The sequence below is a fragment of the Sporosarcina sp. P29 genome (genome assembly GCF_002743265.1).
Taxonomy (GTDB): Bacteria; Bacillota; Bacilli; order Bacillales_A; family Planococcaceae; genus Sporosarcina.
In genome coordinates this window covers 154,654-169,946 of sequence record NZ_PDYX01000002.1, presented here as the reverse complement: position 1 = coordinate 169,946, position 15,293 = coordinate 154,654, and the positions used below count along the sequence as shown (strand labels likewise).

At 42.1% G+C, this 15,293-nt stretch carries 17 protein-coding genes; 14 read left to right on the top strand and 3 right to left on the bottom strand.

Annotated features, from left to right (window positions below; all coding sequences use genetic code 11):
- Positions 1 to 11: 11 nt before the first annotated feature.
- The 5 genes from ybeY to recO are packed head-to-tail and all read left to right on the top strand — an operon-like array spanning position 12 to position 2,996.
- Positions 12 to 485, top strand: a complete 474-nt coding sequence (ybeY, locus tag CSV68_RS02720) for an rRNA maturation RNase YbeY (RefSeq protein WP_099634162.1) — start codon at positions 12 to 14, stop codon at positions 483 to 485.
- Between the two features lie 4 nt (positions 486 to 489).
- Positions 490 to 840 (top strand): diacylglycerol kinase family protein, encoded by a 351-nt coding sequence (locus tag CSV68_RS02715; protein WP_099661404.1) that lies wholly within the window; start codon positions 490 to 492, stop codon positions 838 to 840.
- 28 nt (positions 841 to 868) lie between these two features.
- The gene (locus tag CSV68_RS02710) at positions 869 to 1,282 is read left to right on the top strand and encodes a cytidine deaminase (RefSeq protein ID WP_099661403.1); all 414 of its coding nucleotides are present in this window, start codon (positions 869 to 871) and stop codon (positions 1,280 to 1,282) included.
- Complete coding sequence (gene era, locus CSV68_RS02705) at positions 1,263 to 2,171, top strand: GTPase Era (RefSeq protein ID WP_099634159.1); 909 nt, start codon at positions 1,263 to 1,265, stop codon at positions 2,169 to 2,171. The genes CSV68_RS02710 and era overlap by 20 nt, the downstream gene beginning before the upstream one ends.
- A 30-nt stretch (positions 2,172 to 2,201) precedes the next feature.
- Positions 2,202 to 2,996, top strand: a complete 795-nt coding sequence (recO, locus tag CSV68_RS02700; protein WP_099634158.1) for a DNA repair protein RecO — start codon at positions 2,202 to 2,204, stop codon at positions 2,994 to 2,996.
- A gap of 28 nt (positions 2,997 to 3,024) precedes the next feature.
- Here the strand turns inward: recO and CSV68_RS02695 are convergent, their stop codons facing one another.
- Complete coding sequence (locus CSV68_RS02695; protein ID WP_099634157.1) at positions 3,025 to 4,404, bottom strand: glycine--tRNA ligase; 1,380 nt, start codon at positions 4,402 to 4,404, stop codon at positions 3,025 to 3,027.
- Positions 4,405 to 4,720: 316 nt separating this feature from the next.
- Between CSV68_RS02695 and ccpN the strand changes: the two genes are divergently transcribed.
- The 9 genes from ccpN to CSV68_RS02650 all read left to right on the top strand — a co-directional run bounded on the left by ccpN (position 4,721) and on the right by CSV68_RS02650 (position 13,703).
- A complete protein-coding gene (ccpN, locus tag CSV68_RS02690) occupies positions 4,721 to 5,359 on the top strand; it encodes a transcriptional regulator CcpN (RefSeq protein WP_099634156.1) in 639 nt (212 codons plus the stop codon).
- Between the two features lie 11 nt (positions 5,360 to 5,370).
- Positions 5,371 to 6,189, top strand: coding sequence for a pyruvate, water dikinase regulatory protein (locus CSV68_RS02685; protein ID WP_099634155.1), 819 nt, complete (start codon positions 5,371 to 5,373; stop codon positions 6,187 to 6,189).
- Positions 6,190 to 6,356: 167 nt separating this feature from the next.
- On the top strand, positions 6,357 to 8,165 hold the full coding sequence (gene dnaG / locus CSV68_RS02680; RefSeq protein WP_099634154.1) for a DNA primase: 1,809 nt from the start codon (positions 6,357 to 6,359) through the stop codon (positions 8,163 to 8,165).
- Positions 8,166 to 8,180: 15 nt separating this feature from the next.
- Positions 8,181 to 9,350 (top strand): RNA polymerase sigma factor RpoD, encoded by a 1,170-nt coding sequence (gene rpoD / locus CSV68_RS02675; RefSeq protein WP_099634153.1) that lies wholly within the window; start codon positions 8,181 to 8,183, stop codon positions 9,348 to 9,350.
- Positions 9,351 to 9,430: 80 nt separating this feature from the next.
- Complete coding sequence (locus CSV68_RS02670) at positions 9,431 to 9,997, top strand: hypothetical protein (protein ID WP_099634152.1); 567 nt, start codon at positions 9,431 to 9,433, stop codon at positions 9,995 to 9,997.
- A 117-nt stretch (positions 9,998 to 10,114) separates the two neighbouring features.
- A complete protein-coding gene (locus tag CSV68_RS02665) occupies positions 10,115 to 11,254 on the top strand; it encodes an acyl-CoA dehydrogenase family protein (protein ID WP_099661480.1) in 1,140 nt (379 codons plus the stop codon).
- Positions 11,255 to 11,392: 138 nt separating this feature from the next.
- Positions 11,393 to 11,770 carry a cytochrome c550 gene (cccA, locus tag CSV68_RS02660; RefSeq protein ID WP_198166190.1) on the top strand — a complete coding sequence of 126 codons (378 nt, stop codon included), beginning with the start codon at positions 11,393 to 11,395 and terminating at the stop codon, positions 11,768 to 11,770.
- Positions 11,771 to 11,887: 117 nt separating this feature from the next.
- Positions 11,888 to 12,595, top strand: a complete 708-nt coding sequence (locus CSV68_RS02655; protein WP_099634151.1) for a tRNA (adenine(22)-N(1))-methyltransferase — start codon at positions 11,888 to 11,890, stop codon at positions 12,593 to 12,595.
- Entirely contained in the window at positions 12,582 to 13,703 is a 1,122-nt protein-coding gene (locus CSV68_RS02650; RefSeq protein ID WP_099634150.1) for a Nif3-like dinuclear metal center hexameric protein, read from the top strand. The genes CSV68_RS02655 and CSV68_RS02650 overlap by 14 nt, the downstream gene beginning before the upstream one ends.
- A 38-nt stretch (positions 13,704 to 13,741) precedes the next feature.
- Here CSV68_RS02650 and CSV68_RS02645 read toward each other — a convergent pair whose 3' ends face one another.
- Together CSV68_RS02645 and vrrA are read right to left on the bottom strand one after the other, a co-directional pair.
- A complete protein-coding gene (locus tag CSV68_RS02645; RefSeq protein ID WP_099634149.1) occupies positions 13,742 to 14,707 on the bottom strand; it encodes a 4-hydroxy-3-methylbut-2-enyl diphosphate reductase in 966 nt (321 codons plus the stop codon).
- Positions 14,708 to 14,776: 69 nt separating this feature from the next.
- The gene (gene vrrA, locus CSV68_RS02640; protein ID WP_099634148.1) at positions 14,777 to 15,226 is read right to left on the bottom strand and encodes a VrrA/YqfQ family protein; all 450 of its coding nucleotides are present in this window, start codon (positions 15,224 to 15,226) and stop codon (positions 14,777 to 14,779) included.
- Positions 15,227 to 15,293 lie beyond the last annotated feature (67 nt).

Genomic DNA, 15,293 nt, shown 5'->3' with positions numbered 1-15,293 from the left:
GTAGAGCTACTATGATAGACTTTTATTTCGAAGATGAAACTGAAATCGTGGAACCGAGTTCGGAGACATTGATCAAGGATTTGCTGACTCATGCGTCTATAATGGAGAAAATGGAAGGTTTGTATGAGTTGTCTATTACGTTTATGGATGATGAATCCATCCAAGCAGTGAATGCTGAGTACAGAGGCAAAGACCGTCCAACTGATGTTATTTCATTTGCGCTAGAAGAATTATCTGAAGGAGAAGTGGCGATTGTTCATGAAAGCGATATGCCAATTGTTCTAGGGGATATCGTTATTTCCATTGACACTGCAAAACGTCAGGCTATTGAATACAACCACTCATTTGAGCGAGAGCTCGGGTTTCTTGCATTGCACGGCTTCTTACATTTACTCGGATATGATCATCTCGATGAAGAAGAAGAACGCGAGATGTTCGGCAGACAGACAGAGATTTTAACTGCATTCGGTCTGGATCGGCAGTGAGTCTATGAAGATGTTCTTGAAGTCATTCATCAATGCTTGGGAAGGTATTAAGGACGGCTTTAGGCAAGGTCGGAATATGAAGTCTCACGGTTTATCAGCGATCATCGTGTTGATTGCAGGCTGGCTCACCGGTCTTTCCCAAATAGAATGGATGATTATTTTTATCGTCATTGCAGGTGTGATCGCGCTCGAATTAATGAATACAGCAGTGGAATACGTTGTGGATCTTGTCACAGCGGAATTTCACCCGCTTGCTAAAAAAGCAAAAGATATTGCAGCCGGATCAGTTTTCGTTTTCGCCATAGCAAGTGCGATCATCGGCTGTATAATTTTCTTTCCAAAATGGTTTGGATAATAAGATCAAATGAAGAGGTGGTAATTAAATGCAAGTAGAACAATTAATGAATGAAGCAAAGCAAGCAATGAAGAAGGCTTATGTACCCTATTCGAAATTTCCGGTAGGTGCTGCATTAGAAGCCGTAGACGGTACTATTTATCGTGGATGCAATATTGAAAACTCCGCGTATGGATTAACCAATTGCGCAGAGAGAACAGCTATTTTCAAAGCTGTATCTGAAGGTGTCACGTCGTTCAAGTCGATCACAGTAATTGGTGATACAGACGGCCCAATCGCGCCATGCGGTTCTTGCCGCCAAGTCATCGCGGAATTTTGTGCACCGGACATGCCTGTGTACTTGACGAACTTAAAAGGTCAAATACAAGAAACAACAGTAGACCAGCTATTGCCGGGTGCTTTTTCCAAGGAGGATTTAGATTATGCAGAAGAACAACTTTAAGTCAGGCTTTATTTCCATCATCGGACGTCCGAATGTGGGGAAATCTACATTCATCAACCGTATGGTCGGTCAAAAAATCGCGATTATGAGCGATAAGCCGCAAACAACACGAAACAAAGTGCAGGGAATCGTCACAACTGATTCATCTCAGATGATTTTCATTGATACACCGGGAGTCCACAAACCGAAACACCGTCTGGGCGACTTCATGTTGAAAGTGACACGCAGCACGTTAAGCGAAGTCGACGTCATCATGTTCATGGTCAATGCGGATGAGAAAATCGGTACAGGAGATCGTTTCATTATGGAATGGCTCGCTAAATCCGAGACACCTGTATTTTTAGTCATCAATAAAATAGACCTTGTGCATCCCGACACGTTATTTGAGATTATTACGTCGTATACAAACGAAATGAAGTTCACCGAAGTGATTCCTATTTCTGCACTGAACGGTAATAATATCGAACGTCTAGTGGAAGTGATTGAAAGTTATTTGAATGAAGGACCGCAGTTTTATGATGCGGAACAAGTGACGGATCACCCAGAGCGTTTCATCGTTTCTGAAATGATCCGTGAAAAAGTATTGCATACGACACGTGAAGAAATACCTCACTCCATTGCGGTAGCGATTGAAAGTATGGAGCAAGATCCTGAAACACATAAAATGCATATCCGCGCGACTATCATCGTAGAACGCGATTCGCAAAAAGGCATCGTCATCGGCAAAGGCGGCAAGTTGCTGAAGGAAGTCGGCGTGAAAGCGAGAAAAGACATCGAAATGCTACTTGGTGAGAAAGTCTATTTAGAGCTATGGGTGAAAGTCCAAAAAGATTGGCGTAACCGTCCAAGCCGTTTGAAAGAATTTGGATTTAACGAGGAAGACTACTAAGCTGTCTGTCCTGCTGAAGGGGAGAGCGCGTTGCTGAATAAGTTGGAAGGCTTTATTATCAAAAGTATCCCTTACGGAGAATCCAATAAAATCGTGACGATTTATACGAAAGAAGCGGGGAAGATCACGACGATGGCGAGAGGTGCGAAAAAACCTGCGAGTCGCTTAGCTGCTATTACACAAACCTTCACTCACGGCTATTTTCTTGTTCGTGCAAGTAGAGGCATGGGGTCGCTGGAGCAAGGTGAACTCATCAGCAGTGTACGTCACATTCGCTCTGATCTAGAGACAACGGCGTACGCTGGTTTGATTGTAGAATTGCTTGATCGCCTAACAGATTCGGAACAGCCGAATGCAAGCATATTTCGATTGCTTGATGAGTCATTTAACGCTATGGAAGAAGGTTATGATGCAGAAGCCATTTCGCTGTTCGTTCAGTGGAAGATGCTACCGGTTGCGGGCATACATCCTATACTCCATGAGTGTGCAAGTTGCGGCGCTACGGAAGGCGAATTTGCTTTTTCTTTCCAACAGATAGGTTTTCTCTGTCATCGCTGCTTTCACGTGGATCCGTACATCATTCGTCTGTCGCCTACACAAATTAAATTGATCCGAATGTTTTACAATGTTCCGCTCGATCAGATTGGTAAGCTGACGTTGAAGAAACCAACGAAGACATTTATGGCGAAGCTTGTGTCAACGATTTATCAAGAGCAAACTGGGATTTTTCTGAAATCCAGGAAGTTCATTGAACAACTGGAACGTACACCTGAATTGCAAAAACCAAAAGAGCAAACTAAAGAAAGCCCAGAAGAAGATGGCTGATGCCAACTTCTTCTGGGCTTTTCTATAATTAAAATTGTAAGTGCTTTTGGATATATGCTGTAACGTCTGCAATTGGCATACGTTCTTGCTCCATGGAATCACGGTGACGAACAGTTACTTGTTGGTCTTCCAGTGAATCGAAGTCAAATGTAATACAGAATGGTGTTCCGATTTCATCTTGACGACGGTAACGACGACCGATGGATTGGGAATCATCATATTGTACTGGGAAGTGCTTTGAAAGCTCTGCATATACTTTCTGTGCATCATCCGCTAGTTTTTTAGATAATGGAAGTACAGCTGCTTTGATAGGCGCAAGTGCTGGGTGGAAACGAAGAACAGTACGTGTATCGCCGTCTTCAAGTTCTTCCGTATCGAATGCATCACACAAGAATGCCAACGTTACGCGGTCCGCACCAACGGAAGGTTCGATACAGTACGGTACGTATTTCTCATTCGTGATTGGATCTTGGTAGTGGAAGTCTTCGCCTGAATACTCCATATGACGCTTCAAATCGAAGTCCGTACGGTTCGCGATCCCCCATAGCTCTCCCCAACCAAATGGGAATTTGTATTCGATATCCACAGTTCCTTTAGAATAGTGGGATAGTTCATCTTCATTGTGCTCGCGAAGACGGATATTATCTTTCTTCAAACCAAGGTTCAATAGCAATCCTTCAGACTGGTCAATCCAGTACTTATACCATTGCTCATCTTCGCCAGGCTTACAGAAGAATTCAAGTTCCATTTGTTCGAATTCACGCGTACGGAATGTGAAGTTACCCGGTGTGATTTCATTACGGAAACTTTTCCCTACTTGTGCAATACCAAAAGGTACTTTCTTTCTCATAGAGCGTTGAACATTTTTGAAGTTCACGAAGATCCCTTGTGCCGTTTCCGGACGAAGGAAGATTTCGTTTGCTGATGAATCTGTTACACCTTGACTTGTTTTGAACATCAAGTTGAATTGACGGATTTCTGTATAATCCAATGCGCCACATGTTGGACATTTGATTTCATGTTCTTGAATCAAATCGAACATTTTATCAAACGGTAGGCCATCAACGACCATTTCGATTCCTTTTGCATCCAATGCTTCTTCAATTAATTTATCAGCACGGTGACGGGTATTACATTTTTTACAGTCGATCATCGGATCATTGAAGTTTCCAATATGACCGGATGCTTCCCAAACTTTCGGGTTCATCAGAATAGCGGAATCAAGACCTACGTTATAAGGTGATTCCTGAATGAATTTCTGCCACCAAGCGCGCTTGATGTTGTTTTTTAGTTCGACACCTAATGGACCGTAATCCCAAGTGTTCGCCAAACCACCATAAATATCAGATCCTGGGAATACAAATCCCCGTTGTTTTGAAAGATTGACTACTTGTTCCATAGATAACATTCTAAACGCCTCCAATTAAAATAAGCACACGTCTCCGGACATAAAATCATGTCCGGGGACGAGTGCATGATAACCCGCGGTTCCACCCCGATTGGTTTTTCAACCCACTTTCATAATGAACGTTTCAACTCCCGGCTGCCGTTTTCGTGTAAGTACAGGCTTTCACTATCCCTGTTCGCTCATAATATACACTACTTATTGACCGTTCTACGTTTACTTCATTCAAAATTAGTTTAGCATGCTTCTCCTTTCTTCGCAATAGCGAGCGTGTTGATATATAATTAGTAAGTAAATACAACTTTGAAGTCTGAAGGCGGTGACATGTTTGGAATTAAATACACGTCAGAATGAAATCCTCGACATCGTCAAAGGAAACGGTCCGATTACAGGAGAGCAAATTGCTGAACGTTTGCATTTGGCGCGCGCTACGATAAGGCCGGATCTAGCAATCTTGACGATGGCTGGGTTTTTAGATGCACGACCGCGTGTAGGTTATTTCTATTCTGGCAAGAAACCTATCAAATCCGTCGCGGATGGCATGGTGGACATGATTGTAGGCAATTATCAATCAAGACCAGTCGTCATCACTGAAAATCTATCTGTATATGACGCGATTTGCCAGCTGTTTTTAGAAGATGTAGGTACACTATTCGTAGTGGACCAGCAGTCATTATTGACAGGTGTTGTGTCACGTAAGGATTTGCTGAGAACGAGCATCGGAAGAACAGAATTAGAAAAGATACCCGTGCATGTCATTATGACAAGAATGCCGAATGTCACATATTGCAAAAAAGAAGATACACTCATTTCTGTTGCCAAAAAAATGATGGATAGCCAAATCGATTCATTACCTATCGTTCAAGAGCGTGAAAATGGACTTGAAGTAATGGGGCGGGTGACGAAAACAAATATTACTGCCGCTTTTCTTTCATTAGTGGAAGATCAAGATGTATAAGGAGTGACTGCATGACAAAATTCACATTATTCATTGTCTCGGATTCTGTCGGAGAAACTGCAGGTCTTGTGACGAAAGCAGCCGCAAGTCAGTTTCGTCACGATTTAGAGACCGTTTCGATAAAAAGGTTTTCCTATATAGAAGAGAATTCGCAATTAGAGGAAATTGTGTTCTTGGCAAAGCAACAGCAAGCACTGATTGTTTTTACATTGGTCAAAAGCCAAATGAGAGAGCAATTACTTCTACTTTGTGAAGAATTGAGTGTACCTTCCGTAGACTTACTCGGGCCAGTGATTGAGAAGATGGGAGACCAATTAAAACAACAACCATTTGAAGAACCTGGTCTTGTCAGGAAATTAGATGACGACTATTTTAAGAAAATTGAAGCAATCGAGTTTGCAGTTCGCTATGATGATGGAAGAGATACACGTGGCATATTGGAAGCGGACATGGTGTTAATAGGTGTTTCTCGAACATCTAAAACACCGTTATCACAATTCCTTGCGAATAAAGGTTATAAAGTGGCCAACGTACCGCTCATGCCAGAAGTAGACCCACCGTCAGAACTTTTTTCCATTGATCCTGCAAAGTGCTTCGGCCTATGTATATCCGTTGAGCAATTGAATTCGATCCGGAAATCCCGCTTGGAGACATTAGGCTTGAAAGATGATGCAAACTATGCGAAAATAGCACGTATTCAACAAGAGATAGACTATTTCAATGAAATTACAACGCGTGTCGGTTGTGACGTCATTGATGTGACGAATCGTGCAGTAGAAGAGACAGCCAATACGATTCTTAAAGCATTTTTAGCAAGGAAGGCCAACTGAACGAACTAGTTGGGTCTTCTTTTTTCTGTGTGTCTCCACTCGGCTAAGATGTCATAAATGTGACAAAAATGCAGATACTGAAAATAATTATAGCGAAAATTGTCGATAAAGAAGGGTTTTTGTAAAACGTCTAGAATTTATGTATATAGAGTGGAAATGGTGATAGAATGACAAGAATATCTGACGATACAATTGAGGAAATTCGTTCAGGAACCGACATTGTTGATTTGATCAGCGAATATGTCCAATTAGCAAAAAGAGGTAAAAACTGGTTTGGACTTTGCCCATTCCATGAAGAAGGTAGTCCGTCTTTCTCTGTTTCCGAAGACAAGCAGCTGTTCCATTGTTTTGGTTGCGGCGCAAGCGGTAATGCCATCACGTTTATGATGGATATGGAAAACCGGTCATTCATCGACTCAATCGTCAAATTGGGCAGTCGAATGGGATTGGAGTTGGAAAGTTCCCAGACAGACAACCAATCGTCAAAATCCTCATCTAATCAAAAGATGCTGAAAGCCTATACACTGGCAGCTAACTTTTATAGCCATCTGCTCTTAAACACCATAGAAGGCGAAAAAGCATTAGAATATCTAGAAAAAAGAGGATTTACGCGTGACGAGATAGAACAGTATGAAATAGGATGGTCTCCCGTTCAGTCAGATGCCTTATCGGCACTACTAAAGAGACAAGGTTTTGATATGAAGGAAATGGAAACGGCAGGACTTTGTTTCCATAAAGAAGATGGCTCAGGTTATTTTGACCGTTTCAGGGGAAGGATCATGTTTCCGATTCAGGATGATAATGGTGCAACCATCGCATTCTCCGGCAGAAGGTTGGAGGATTCTTCTTCTGACGCTAAATATATCAATAGTCCGGAAACACCCGTCTTTGAAAAGAGTAAGGTTTTGTTTAATTTTCACCGTGCGCGTCTTAATGTTCGAAAAACGGGTAAAGTAGTACTATTCGAAGGTTTCATGGACACGATTGCAGCAGATCGTGGCGGAATAGGAAATACGGTGGCTGTTATGGGTACTGCATTATCCGCGCATCATATCGTGAAATTGAAGCGAATGGCAAAAAAGATAGTCATTTGCTGTGATGGTGACTCAGCTGGCTGGGGGGCTGCCAAACGATTTGCCGACCAACTAATGGATAGCGGAATGGATGTACTGGTTGCCACATTGCCTGATAAAATGGATCCTGATGACTATATCGGTCAACATGGTTCAGAAGTATTTTCAGAAAAGGTGCTTGATCCAGCGTTATCCTATATTTCTTTCGTAGCGGCCTACTATAGAAGAGATAAGAATTTATCCGTTGATCATGACATCAAGCAATACGTACACGAAGTATTTGACGAACTGGCTCACCGTTGTTCTCCTATCGAGAAAGATTTATTGATCCAGCAACTCCACAATGAAACACATGCTTCAAAAGAATCACTTGGTCAAGAATTCACCAAGTCGATTGCAAAAAAGGCGAAACAATCGCGAGATACAAGTCCTGATGAAAGCAGAACCGTACATGTTACGAAAGCTCCGGCGAATCGTGCAGAAACAGATCGTGCGGAACAATTACTTCTTGCGCACCTACTGATGGACGCAGATCTATTCGAGGAAAAACGACTGGAACTCCAAGATTTATTTGTAAGAGATGACGTCATTAAAATTTTCTTTAAGTTAGCAGCGTTTTATGAGCAATATGATTTGCCAAACTATCAGCGGTTTGCAGAAACGTTAGAAGACCGGCAACTGAAGAAAGTCGTCATGGAAGCCATCTTAACTGAACGTTCACAGGAGCATACCACACAAGAAGTAAATGACTGTATCCGTCATTTAAAAAGAAATCAAATTAAACGTCTAATTGATCAAAAAAGGCACGAATCTAATGAAGCAGAAAAAAGGAACGACCTACTTAAAGCAATGGAGTTGGCCTCGGAAGTAATCCAGCTTGTGAGATCGTTAAAGGTTCTGTAAGGAGGTATAGTCACTATGACAAAAGAAGAACAAACGGGAGAAGTAGAAATGACTCTTGAAGAAGCAAAAGCGGCTATTATTGAAGCAGGTAAAAAAACAGGTGAACTAACACTAGAGGATGTAACAGAAAAACTAGCATCCTTCGAAATGGAACCTGAACAATTTGAAGAATTTCTTGATCAGATCGAAGCGCAAGAGATCGAAATGGATAGAAAAGAAGAAGCTGATCCCAAAGCTGAAAAAGAAGAGCAATTTGATTTAAATGATTTAAGTGTACCACCTGGCGTCAGAATCAACGATCCGGTCCGTATGTATTTGAAAGAAATAGGACGAGTAGATTTATTGACAGGTAAAGAAGAGGTAGACTTGGCGATTCGGATTATTGATGGTTTGGCTGCTGAAGCCGAGCTTGAGGAAACAGGAAAAATGACTCCTAAAATAGATGCAACTATTATTCGTGGGGAGAATGCCAAAAAGAAATTGGCTGAAGCGAACTTGCGTTTAGTTGTCAGTATCGCAAAACGCTATGTCGGTCGCGGTATGTTATTCTTAGATTTGATTCAAGAAGGAAATATGGGCTTAATTAAAGCGGTTGAGAAATTTGACCATACGAAAGGCTTTAAATTCAGTACGTACGCAACTTGGTGGATCCGTCAGGCAATCACACGTGCAATTGCGGACCAGGCACGTACAATTCGTATTCCTGTGCATATGGTGGAGACGATCAATAAATTAATTCGTGTCCAGCGTCAATTGCTACAGGATTTAGGACGTGAGCCTTCTCCTGAAGAAATCGGAGAAGAAATGGATTTAACTCCGGAAAAAGTTCGTGAAATCTTGAAGATCGCCCAAGAGCCTGTATCGTTGGAAACGCCAATTGGTGAAGAAGATGACTCCCATTTAGGCGATTTCATCGAAGACTCGGAAGCGCAGTCTCCTTCAGACCATGCAGCCTATGAATTGTTGAAGGAACAGCTTGAAGATGTTTTAGATACGTTAACAGATCGTGAAGAAAATGTATTGCGTTTACGTTTTGGTCTTGATGATGGTCGTACGCGTACGCTTGAAGAAGTAGGCAAAGTATTCGGTGTTACGCGTGAGCGTATTCGTCAGATCGAAGCAAAAGCTCTTAGAAAGTTACGCCACCCATCACGCAGCAAACGACTTAAGGATTTCTTAGAATAATAAGTGCATCGGCTTGATATAGCCGATGCTTTTTATTCTTTAGTAAAAAATAGAAGATTGATACTATTGGAGGAGAAAGGATGGCTATAGATAAGAAACAGATCATCATTTCTGAAATCCGGTATTGGAAAGCCAATAAACTACTTCCTGAACATTATTGCGATTTCCTGATTACGTTGTATGCGCAAGGAGAAGATCCGGATGAAGTGGCCGAGAAAGAATCTTCCACACTTCAAATTGAACGCAAAAAGTTACGAATCAAACAATTTATGATTTTGCTCATCAGCTTGTTGCTTGCAGGTGTAGCATCAATTGCTATGTTCGTGCTGACAGAATATCCTATTGCCACATTGACTGTTGCTGCTGTATTGGCCATAATTTTCCTAACGCTCGTATTTGGAAAAACGTTCATCAAGAAAGGTTTTGCACCATTTCTATACATATCGATGGCATTTCTTTTATTAATGATGTCATTGAAGATTTGGACTGCATTTTTTGATGGGGACATGACATTATTGATCGGACTCCTCGTATTAAACTGCGGTTTATGGTTATTTACTGGAAGAATATTAAAGTTATTATACTTCACTATTTCAGGCTCACTAGGTCTATTGACAGTAGTCGCATTTTTACTATTATCTATATAATCGGACGGAATGCAATGGATGTATTGCTATATTCCGTCCGTTTTCTATATACTATAATGTAAGGGCTTACAATTTTATCTGAAATAGAATCGTATAAGTGGAGAGAGGATGATCATGATGAACTTTGATTTAACTCAAGAACAGCAAATGGTGAAAAAACTGATGAGAGACTTTGCAAATGAAGAAGTAGCACCAGGTGCAGTAGATCGTGATCGCTCGGGGGAGTTCCCAGTGGAGATTTTTAAAAAGCTTTCAGAAATGGGTATGATGGGCTTACCATTTCCCGAGAAATACGGTGGGGGTGGAGCAGATACGATTAGTTTTGCCATAGTGACAGAAGAATTGAGTCGTGCATGTGCGTCAACGGGAATTACCTATTCCGCTCATATATCACTAGGTGGAGCGCCTCTAAACTTATTTGGAACAGAAGAGCAAAAACAGAAGTATCTTACACCGATCTGTACTGGCGAATCATTTGGTGCTTTCGGTTTGACGGAGCCTAATGCTGGATCTGACGCTGGTGGAACAGAGACGTCTGCCATCCTTTCTGAAGGTCAGTATACAATCAATGGCTCAAAGGTCTATATCACCAATGCAAGCTATGCTAAACACCTAGCAATGACTGCTGTGACGGGTCGTGAAGACGGCAAGAAAGAAATTAGCGCAATTATCGTACCGACCACTTCAAAAGGTTTTAAAATAATCGATAACTATGAAAAAATGGGCTTGCATGCTTCCAATACTACAGAATTATTGCTTGAAGATGTAGTAGTTCCAGAAGAGAATCTACTTGGCGTGACGGGTAAAGGGTTTCAGCAGTTCCTGGTAACACTTGATGGCGGTCGTATAGGTATCGGTGCTATGGCAGTAGGTATTGCACAGGCGGCTTACGAGCGAGCTTTAAAGTATTCAAAGGAACGCAAGCAATTCGGAAAAACCTTATCTTTTTTCCAAATTACTCAATTCAAACTGGCTGATATGGCGATGAAGATCGAACTCGCACGGACTATGGTGTATAAAGCGGCATGGCTAAAAGATCAAGGCAGAAAGTTTACAAAAGAAGCATCGATGTGTAAATTATATGCTTCAGAAATAGCGATGGAAGTTGCCAATGAAGCGATTCAAATACACGGTGGCTATGGCTATATGCGTGAATATGAGGTCGAGCGTTATTTACGTGATGCCAAGCTACTTGAAATTGGAGAAGGCACTTCAGAAGTCCAGCGAATGGTCATTGCTAGACAACTGGGTTGTTGATTCGCGAATTATGGCGATTCTGTCACAAAAAACGAAAAGTCACTCGATAACACTTTCAGTTTTCTTATAGATACAGTACAATGTTAAGTGTATACTGTATCTTTTACAGAATAGATTCTGATGAAGGAGGGTAATCCAATGAATAAAAATCCTGTTGTACCATTTCTTTTGATTTTCGCACTAGGAATTGGACTTGTATTCTTCATGTCGCTTTATGGTCTAGATCAGAAAAAAGAAATTGCTGGAGCTAATGAAGAAGGCACAGAGCAAGGAACTGAAGAAGAAAGTGCAAACACTGGCGAATTTGACGCAGAAGCTGTTGCTCAACAAAAGTGTATTAGTTGTCATGGTGATGGCTTAACTGGCGGAATGGGGCCAGCTCTAAATAGCTCACTTGATGCAGATGAAGTACATGATGCAATCAAAAACGGTGTTGCTGGAACTGCAATGCCAGCTGGACTAGTTCCAGATGAGAACATAGATGAAATGGTTGATTACATTTTATCATTAGACTGATTGTCTACTTAATTTAAAGAGCCAGTAAACCAGGGTAACTCTTGGTTTACTGGCTCTTTTGCATTGCATGAAATGAGTAGCGATTATACAATAGAGGAGAATGAAAGGCGGGGAACCATGAATACCAATCAATTATCGGAACGTCTGGCAATGGTAGCCAGTTTTGTTCCGAAAGATACTGTGCTTGCGGATATTGGTAGTGATCATGCCTATCTACCGTGCTATTTAATGAATAAAGGAAAGATACGTAAAGCCGTTGCAGGAGAAGTAGTGACAGGTCCCTTTGAAGCGGCGACGCGCAATGTAGATCTGAATGGTTTTGCGGACCATATTGACGTGCGCTTAGCAAATGGTTTGCAGGCGATAGAAGACACTGACAACGTCGAGACAGTGACAATCGCAGGAATGGGTGGGACATTGATTACATCGATCCTCGAAGCGGGTAAGGACCGTTTAACGCATGTACAACGAATTATCGTACAACCCAATCTGCACGCGATCGCGATTCGGGAATGGGCTGTAGCGAATGGATTTTGCATTGTAGATGAAGAGATTTTGCTAGAAGACAGTAAAATTTATGAAGTCCTTGTGCTTGAAAGAGGAGCGGCTGATTACTCAACAACCGATTTACTTGTCGGGCCGGTTTTACGCCGTAAACAATCTAACGTATTCCGAGCGAAGTGGGAGCGGGAGATGCTTGAATGGCAGCGGGTCATAAAAGCTCTTGATCACGCAGAACAAACGGAAGAAATTAAGAGCAAAAAAGCAAAATTACAAGAAAATATAGAATTAGTCAGGAAGGTGTTAGCACATGAAGAAAAGTAATGGACATCAGATCATTGAACTATTTGAAAAGTGGTCACCGAAGCGGCTTGCATTTGAAGGGGATCCGGTTGGACTGCACATCGGCCAATTGAATCGTCCTGTAGATAAAGTTCTTGTTACGCTTGATGTCAACGAACAAGTGATTGATGAAGCAATTGAAAATGGGGCCACTCTTGTGATTGCACACCACCCCCCATTGTTCCGTCCTGTAAAATCCATTCTGACAGATACACCTCAAGGGAAAATGATTGAGAAATGTATTAAACATAATATTGCGGTCTACGCTGCGCATACCAATCTTGATATTGCCGCAGGTGGTGTCAATGATATGTTAGCGGAACGTCTTGGTATACAGCAGACGGAACCGATTGATATTACAGACTCTGAGTACTTAATGAAACTGGCAGTATTCTGTCCGTTGGAAAATGCGGATGTATTGCGTCAGAAATTGGCAAGTGCAGGAGCGGGTGCGATTGGTGATTACCAGGCATGCAGTTTTAGCTCGCAAGGCACTGGTCGATTCACACCGGTTGTTGGAGCAAATCCGACGATTGGAGAAGTTGGGGAACCGACACAAGTGGACGAAGAGCGAATTGAAGTCGTGTTCGCGGAGAGTCAGCAGGCTACAGTCATCAAAGCAATGTTTGCTGCGCATCCCTATGAAGAACCGGCATTTGATTTAGTCAAGATGCAGCAGAAAACGAATGAGCAAGGAATTGGGCGTATCGGACAACTTGCAGAAGAGTTGACGTTGAAGGAATTTGCACAACATGTGAAAGATGTATTTGGAGTTCCGGCATTACGTTTCGTAGGTGATCCACAGACGAAAATTCATAAAGTGGCGGTTCTTGGCGGGGATGGAAATAAATATATTGCAGCTGCCAAGAGAAAAGGGGCCGATGTACTCGTGACAGGAGATATGTATTATCATGTGGCGCAAGATGCGCAAGCGCTTGATCTTGCCATTGTAGACCCTGGTCATAATATCGAAAAAATTATGATTGCTGGCGTTGCGAATAAAATGACAGACCTTTGTCAAAAAAATAAATTAGCTGTTGAATTTATTGAATCTAACGTCATTACTGAGCCTTTTCAATTCCTATCATAAACAAAACCGTCGAGCGTACTCGACGGTTTTTCTTATACTTATGGTTCGATCCGGATTACAGGCGTTGGATTCTTGACTTTTGGCAAGATTTTCTCAAGCTTGAACTTTCTTTCCGGATGATGTGTTGTAGGATCATCTTGATTAAATTCATTCAAGAACGCAATAACTTCTCTAACAATTATGGTAGGTGTCGAAGCACCTGCCGTGACCGCTACTGTCTCAATGCCCATAAGCCATGCAGGGTCGATTTCTGAAACGTCTGAGACGCGGTATGAAGGTGTGTTTGCGATTTCTACAGATACTTGCGTTAAACGGTTGGAGTTATTACTTTTCGGATCTCCAACGACAATCAGCAACTCTGCTTCACCGGCTTGTTCTGCTACAGCTTCTTGGCGAACTTGTGTAGCCAGACAAATTTCTTGGTGTACTTCGATGTGAGGGAATTTACGTTCCAACTCTTCCATGAGATGTGCAACGTCCCATTGACTCATCGTAGTTTGATTTGTAACCAATAATTTGTCATTGCTAATGTCTAGATTTTCAATGTCTTCAAGACGCTCAATCAAATGGACAGAATCCGGGGCAACACCAATTGCGCCTTCAGGTTCTGGGTGATGCTTCTTGCCGATATAAAGGATGTCATAGCCTTCTGCTACTTTCTCTTCAATTAAATAGTGTGTTACAGAAACGTCTGGACATGTTGCATCAATGGCAACTAATCCTTTTTCTTTCGCTAATTGGCGAACTTCAGGAGAAACACCGTGTGCCGTGTAGATTACAGTTCCCTTATCCACTTTACGTAAAATCTCTAGGCGATTTTCCCCGTCCAACGTAATGATCCCGTCTTCTTCAAAAGCATCTGTGACGTGTTTGTTGTGGACGATCATGCCTAATATATAAATGGGTCTCGGCAGGGTAGGATCTAGCGCAGCATTCCTCGCAATGACCATCGCATCAACTACACCATAACAATAACCTCTTGGTGATATCTTGAGTACTTTCATTTAATCCACTCCACTCCTCTACTAACTTCTCTTTCATTATAGCGGAGATTCGTGAACGATTCAAAGAGTTCAGAAGGGCGGTTGAAAAATCCTCGGAATAGATGGCTGATTAGTGGCTTGGGAAGGTCTAGAATTGGGCGTTTGCGGACTGCTTGGACGTGGTGCAGAAGAGGCTGTCGGTGCGTCCGGCATAGATTGTACCCCTTTATATAACCTCCACATAGCAGGTAAATTTTGGACAAGTGGCGCAAACTGCTGGACTAATGGTGCGAATTGTTGAGCGGTATTGAAAAAACGATTTGCTGTTTGCATGTATTGATCAGCCCGTGAAGGACCGGTTTCTTGCATACCTGCCTGCTGTTGTGGAGCACCGCCACGCATTTCCCTCGGGTTCCTGGAATTTCCCATGCCTTGTTGAGGGAAAGGCATGGGCGCTCTTTGTTGAATAGGCGGAGTGGCGGGTGTCATCCTAGGCTGAGGCGGCTGATTGCTGAACGGATAAAATGATTGATATCTCATCACGAACTCCTTTCTAATTTTTTAGTTGTTTCCCCTATATCCTATGCGAAAAAAACCACTGATGGCA

Excerpts from the sequence above, each read along its gene's own strand:
- CSV68_RS02645 (WP_099634149.1), bottom strand. The coding sequence starts at position 14,707 with ATGAAAGTACTCAAGATATCACCAAGAGGTTATTGTTATGGTGTAGTT.
- CSV68_RS02715 (WP_099661404.1), top strand. The coding sequence starts at position 490 with ATGAAGATGTTCTTGAAGTCATTCATCAATGCTTGGGAAGGTATTAAG.
- cccA (WP_198166190.1), top strand. The coding sequence starts at position 11,393 with ATGAATAAAAATCCTGTTGTACCATTTCTTTTGATTTTCGCACTAGGA.
- CSV68_RS02655 (WP_099634151.1), top strand. The coding sequence starts at position 11,888 with ATGAATACCAATCAATTATCGGAACGTCTGGCAATGGTAGCCAGTTTT.
- CSV68_RS02685 (WP_099634155.1), top strand. The coding sequence starts at position 5,371 with ATGACAAAATTCACATTATTCATTGTCTCGGATTCTGTCGGAGAAACT.
- vrrA (WP_099634148.1), bottom strand. The coding sequence starts at position 15,226 with ATGAGATATCAATCATTTTATCCGTTCAGCAATCAGCCGCCTCAGCCT.
- CSV68_RS02650 (WP_099634150.1), top strand. The coding sequence starts at position 12,582 with ATGAAGAAAAGTAATGGACATCAGATCATTGAACTATTTGAAAAGTGG.
- CSV68_RS02695 (WP_099634157.1), bottom strand. The coding sequence starts at position 4,404 with ATGTTATCTATGGAACAAGTAGTCAATCTTTCAAAACAACGGGGATTT.
- ybeY (WP_099634162.1), top strand. The coding sequence starts at position 12 with ATGATAGACTTTTATTTCGAAGATGAAACTGAAATCGTGGAACCGAGT.
- CSV68_RS02670 (WP_099634152.1), top strand. The coding sequence starts at position 9,431 with ATGGCTATAGATAAGAAACAGATCATCATTTCTGAAATCCGGTATTGG.
- dnaG (WP_099634154.1), top strand. The coding sequence starts at position 6,357 with ATGACAAGAATATCTGACGATACAATTGAGGAAATTCGTTCAGGAACC.
- rpoD (WP_099634153.1), top strand. The coding sequence starts at position 8,181 with ATGACAAAAGAAGAACAAACGGGAGAAGTAGAAATGACTCTTGAAGAA.
- CSV68_RS02710 (WP_099661403.1), top strand. The coding sequence starts at position 869 with ATGCAAGTAGAACAATTAATGAATGAAGCAAAGCAAGCAATGAAGAAG.
- era (WP_099634159.1), top strand. The coding sequence starts at position 1,263 with ATGCAGAAGAACAACTTTAAGTCAGGCTTTATTTCCATCATCGGACGT.
- CSV68_RS02665 (WP_099661480.1), top strand. The coding sequence starts at position 10,115 with ATGAACTTTGATTTAACTCAAGAACAGCAAATGGTGAAAAAACTGATG.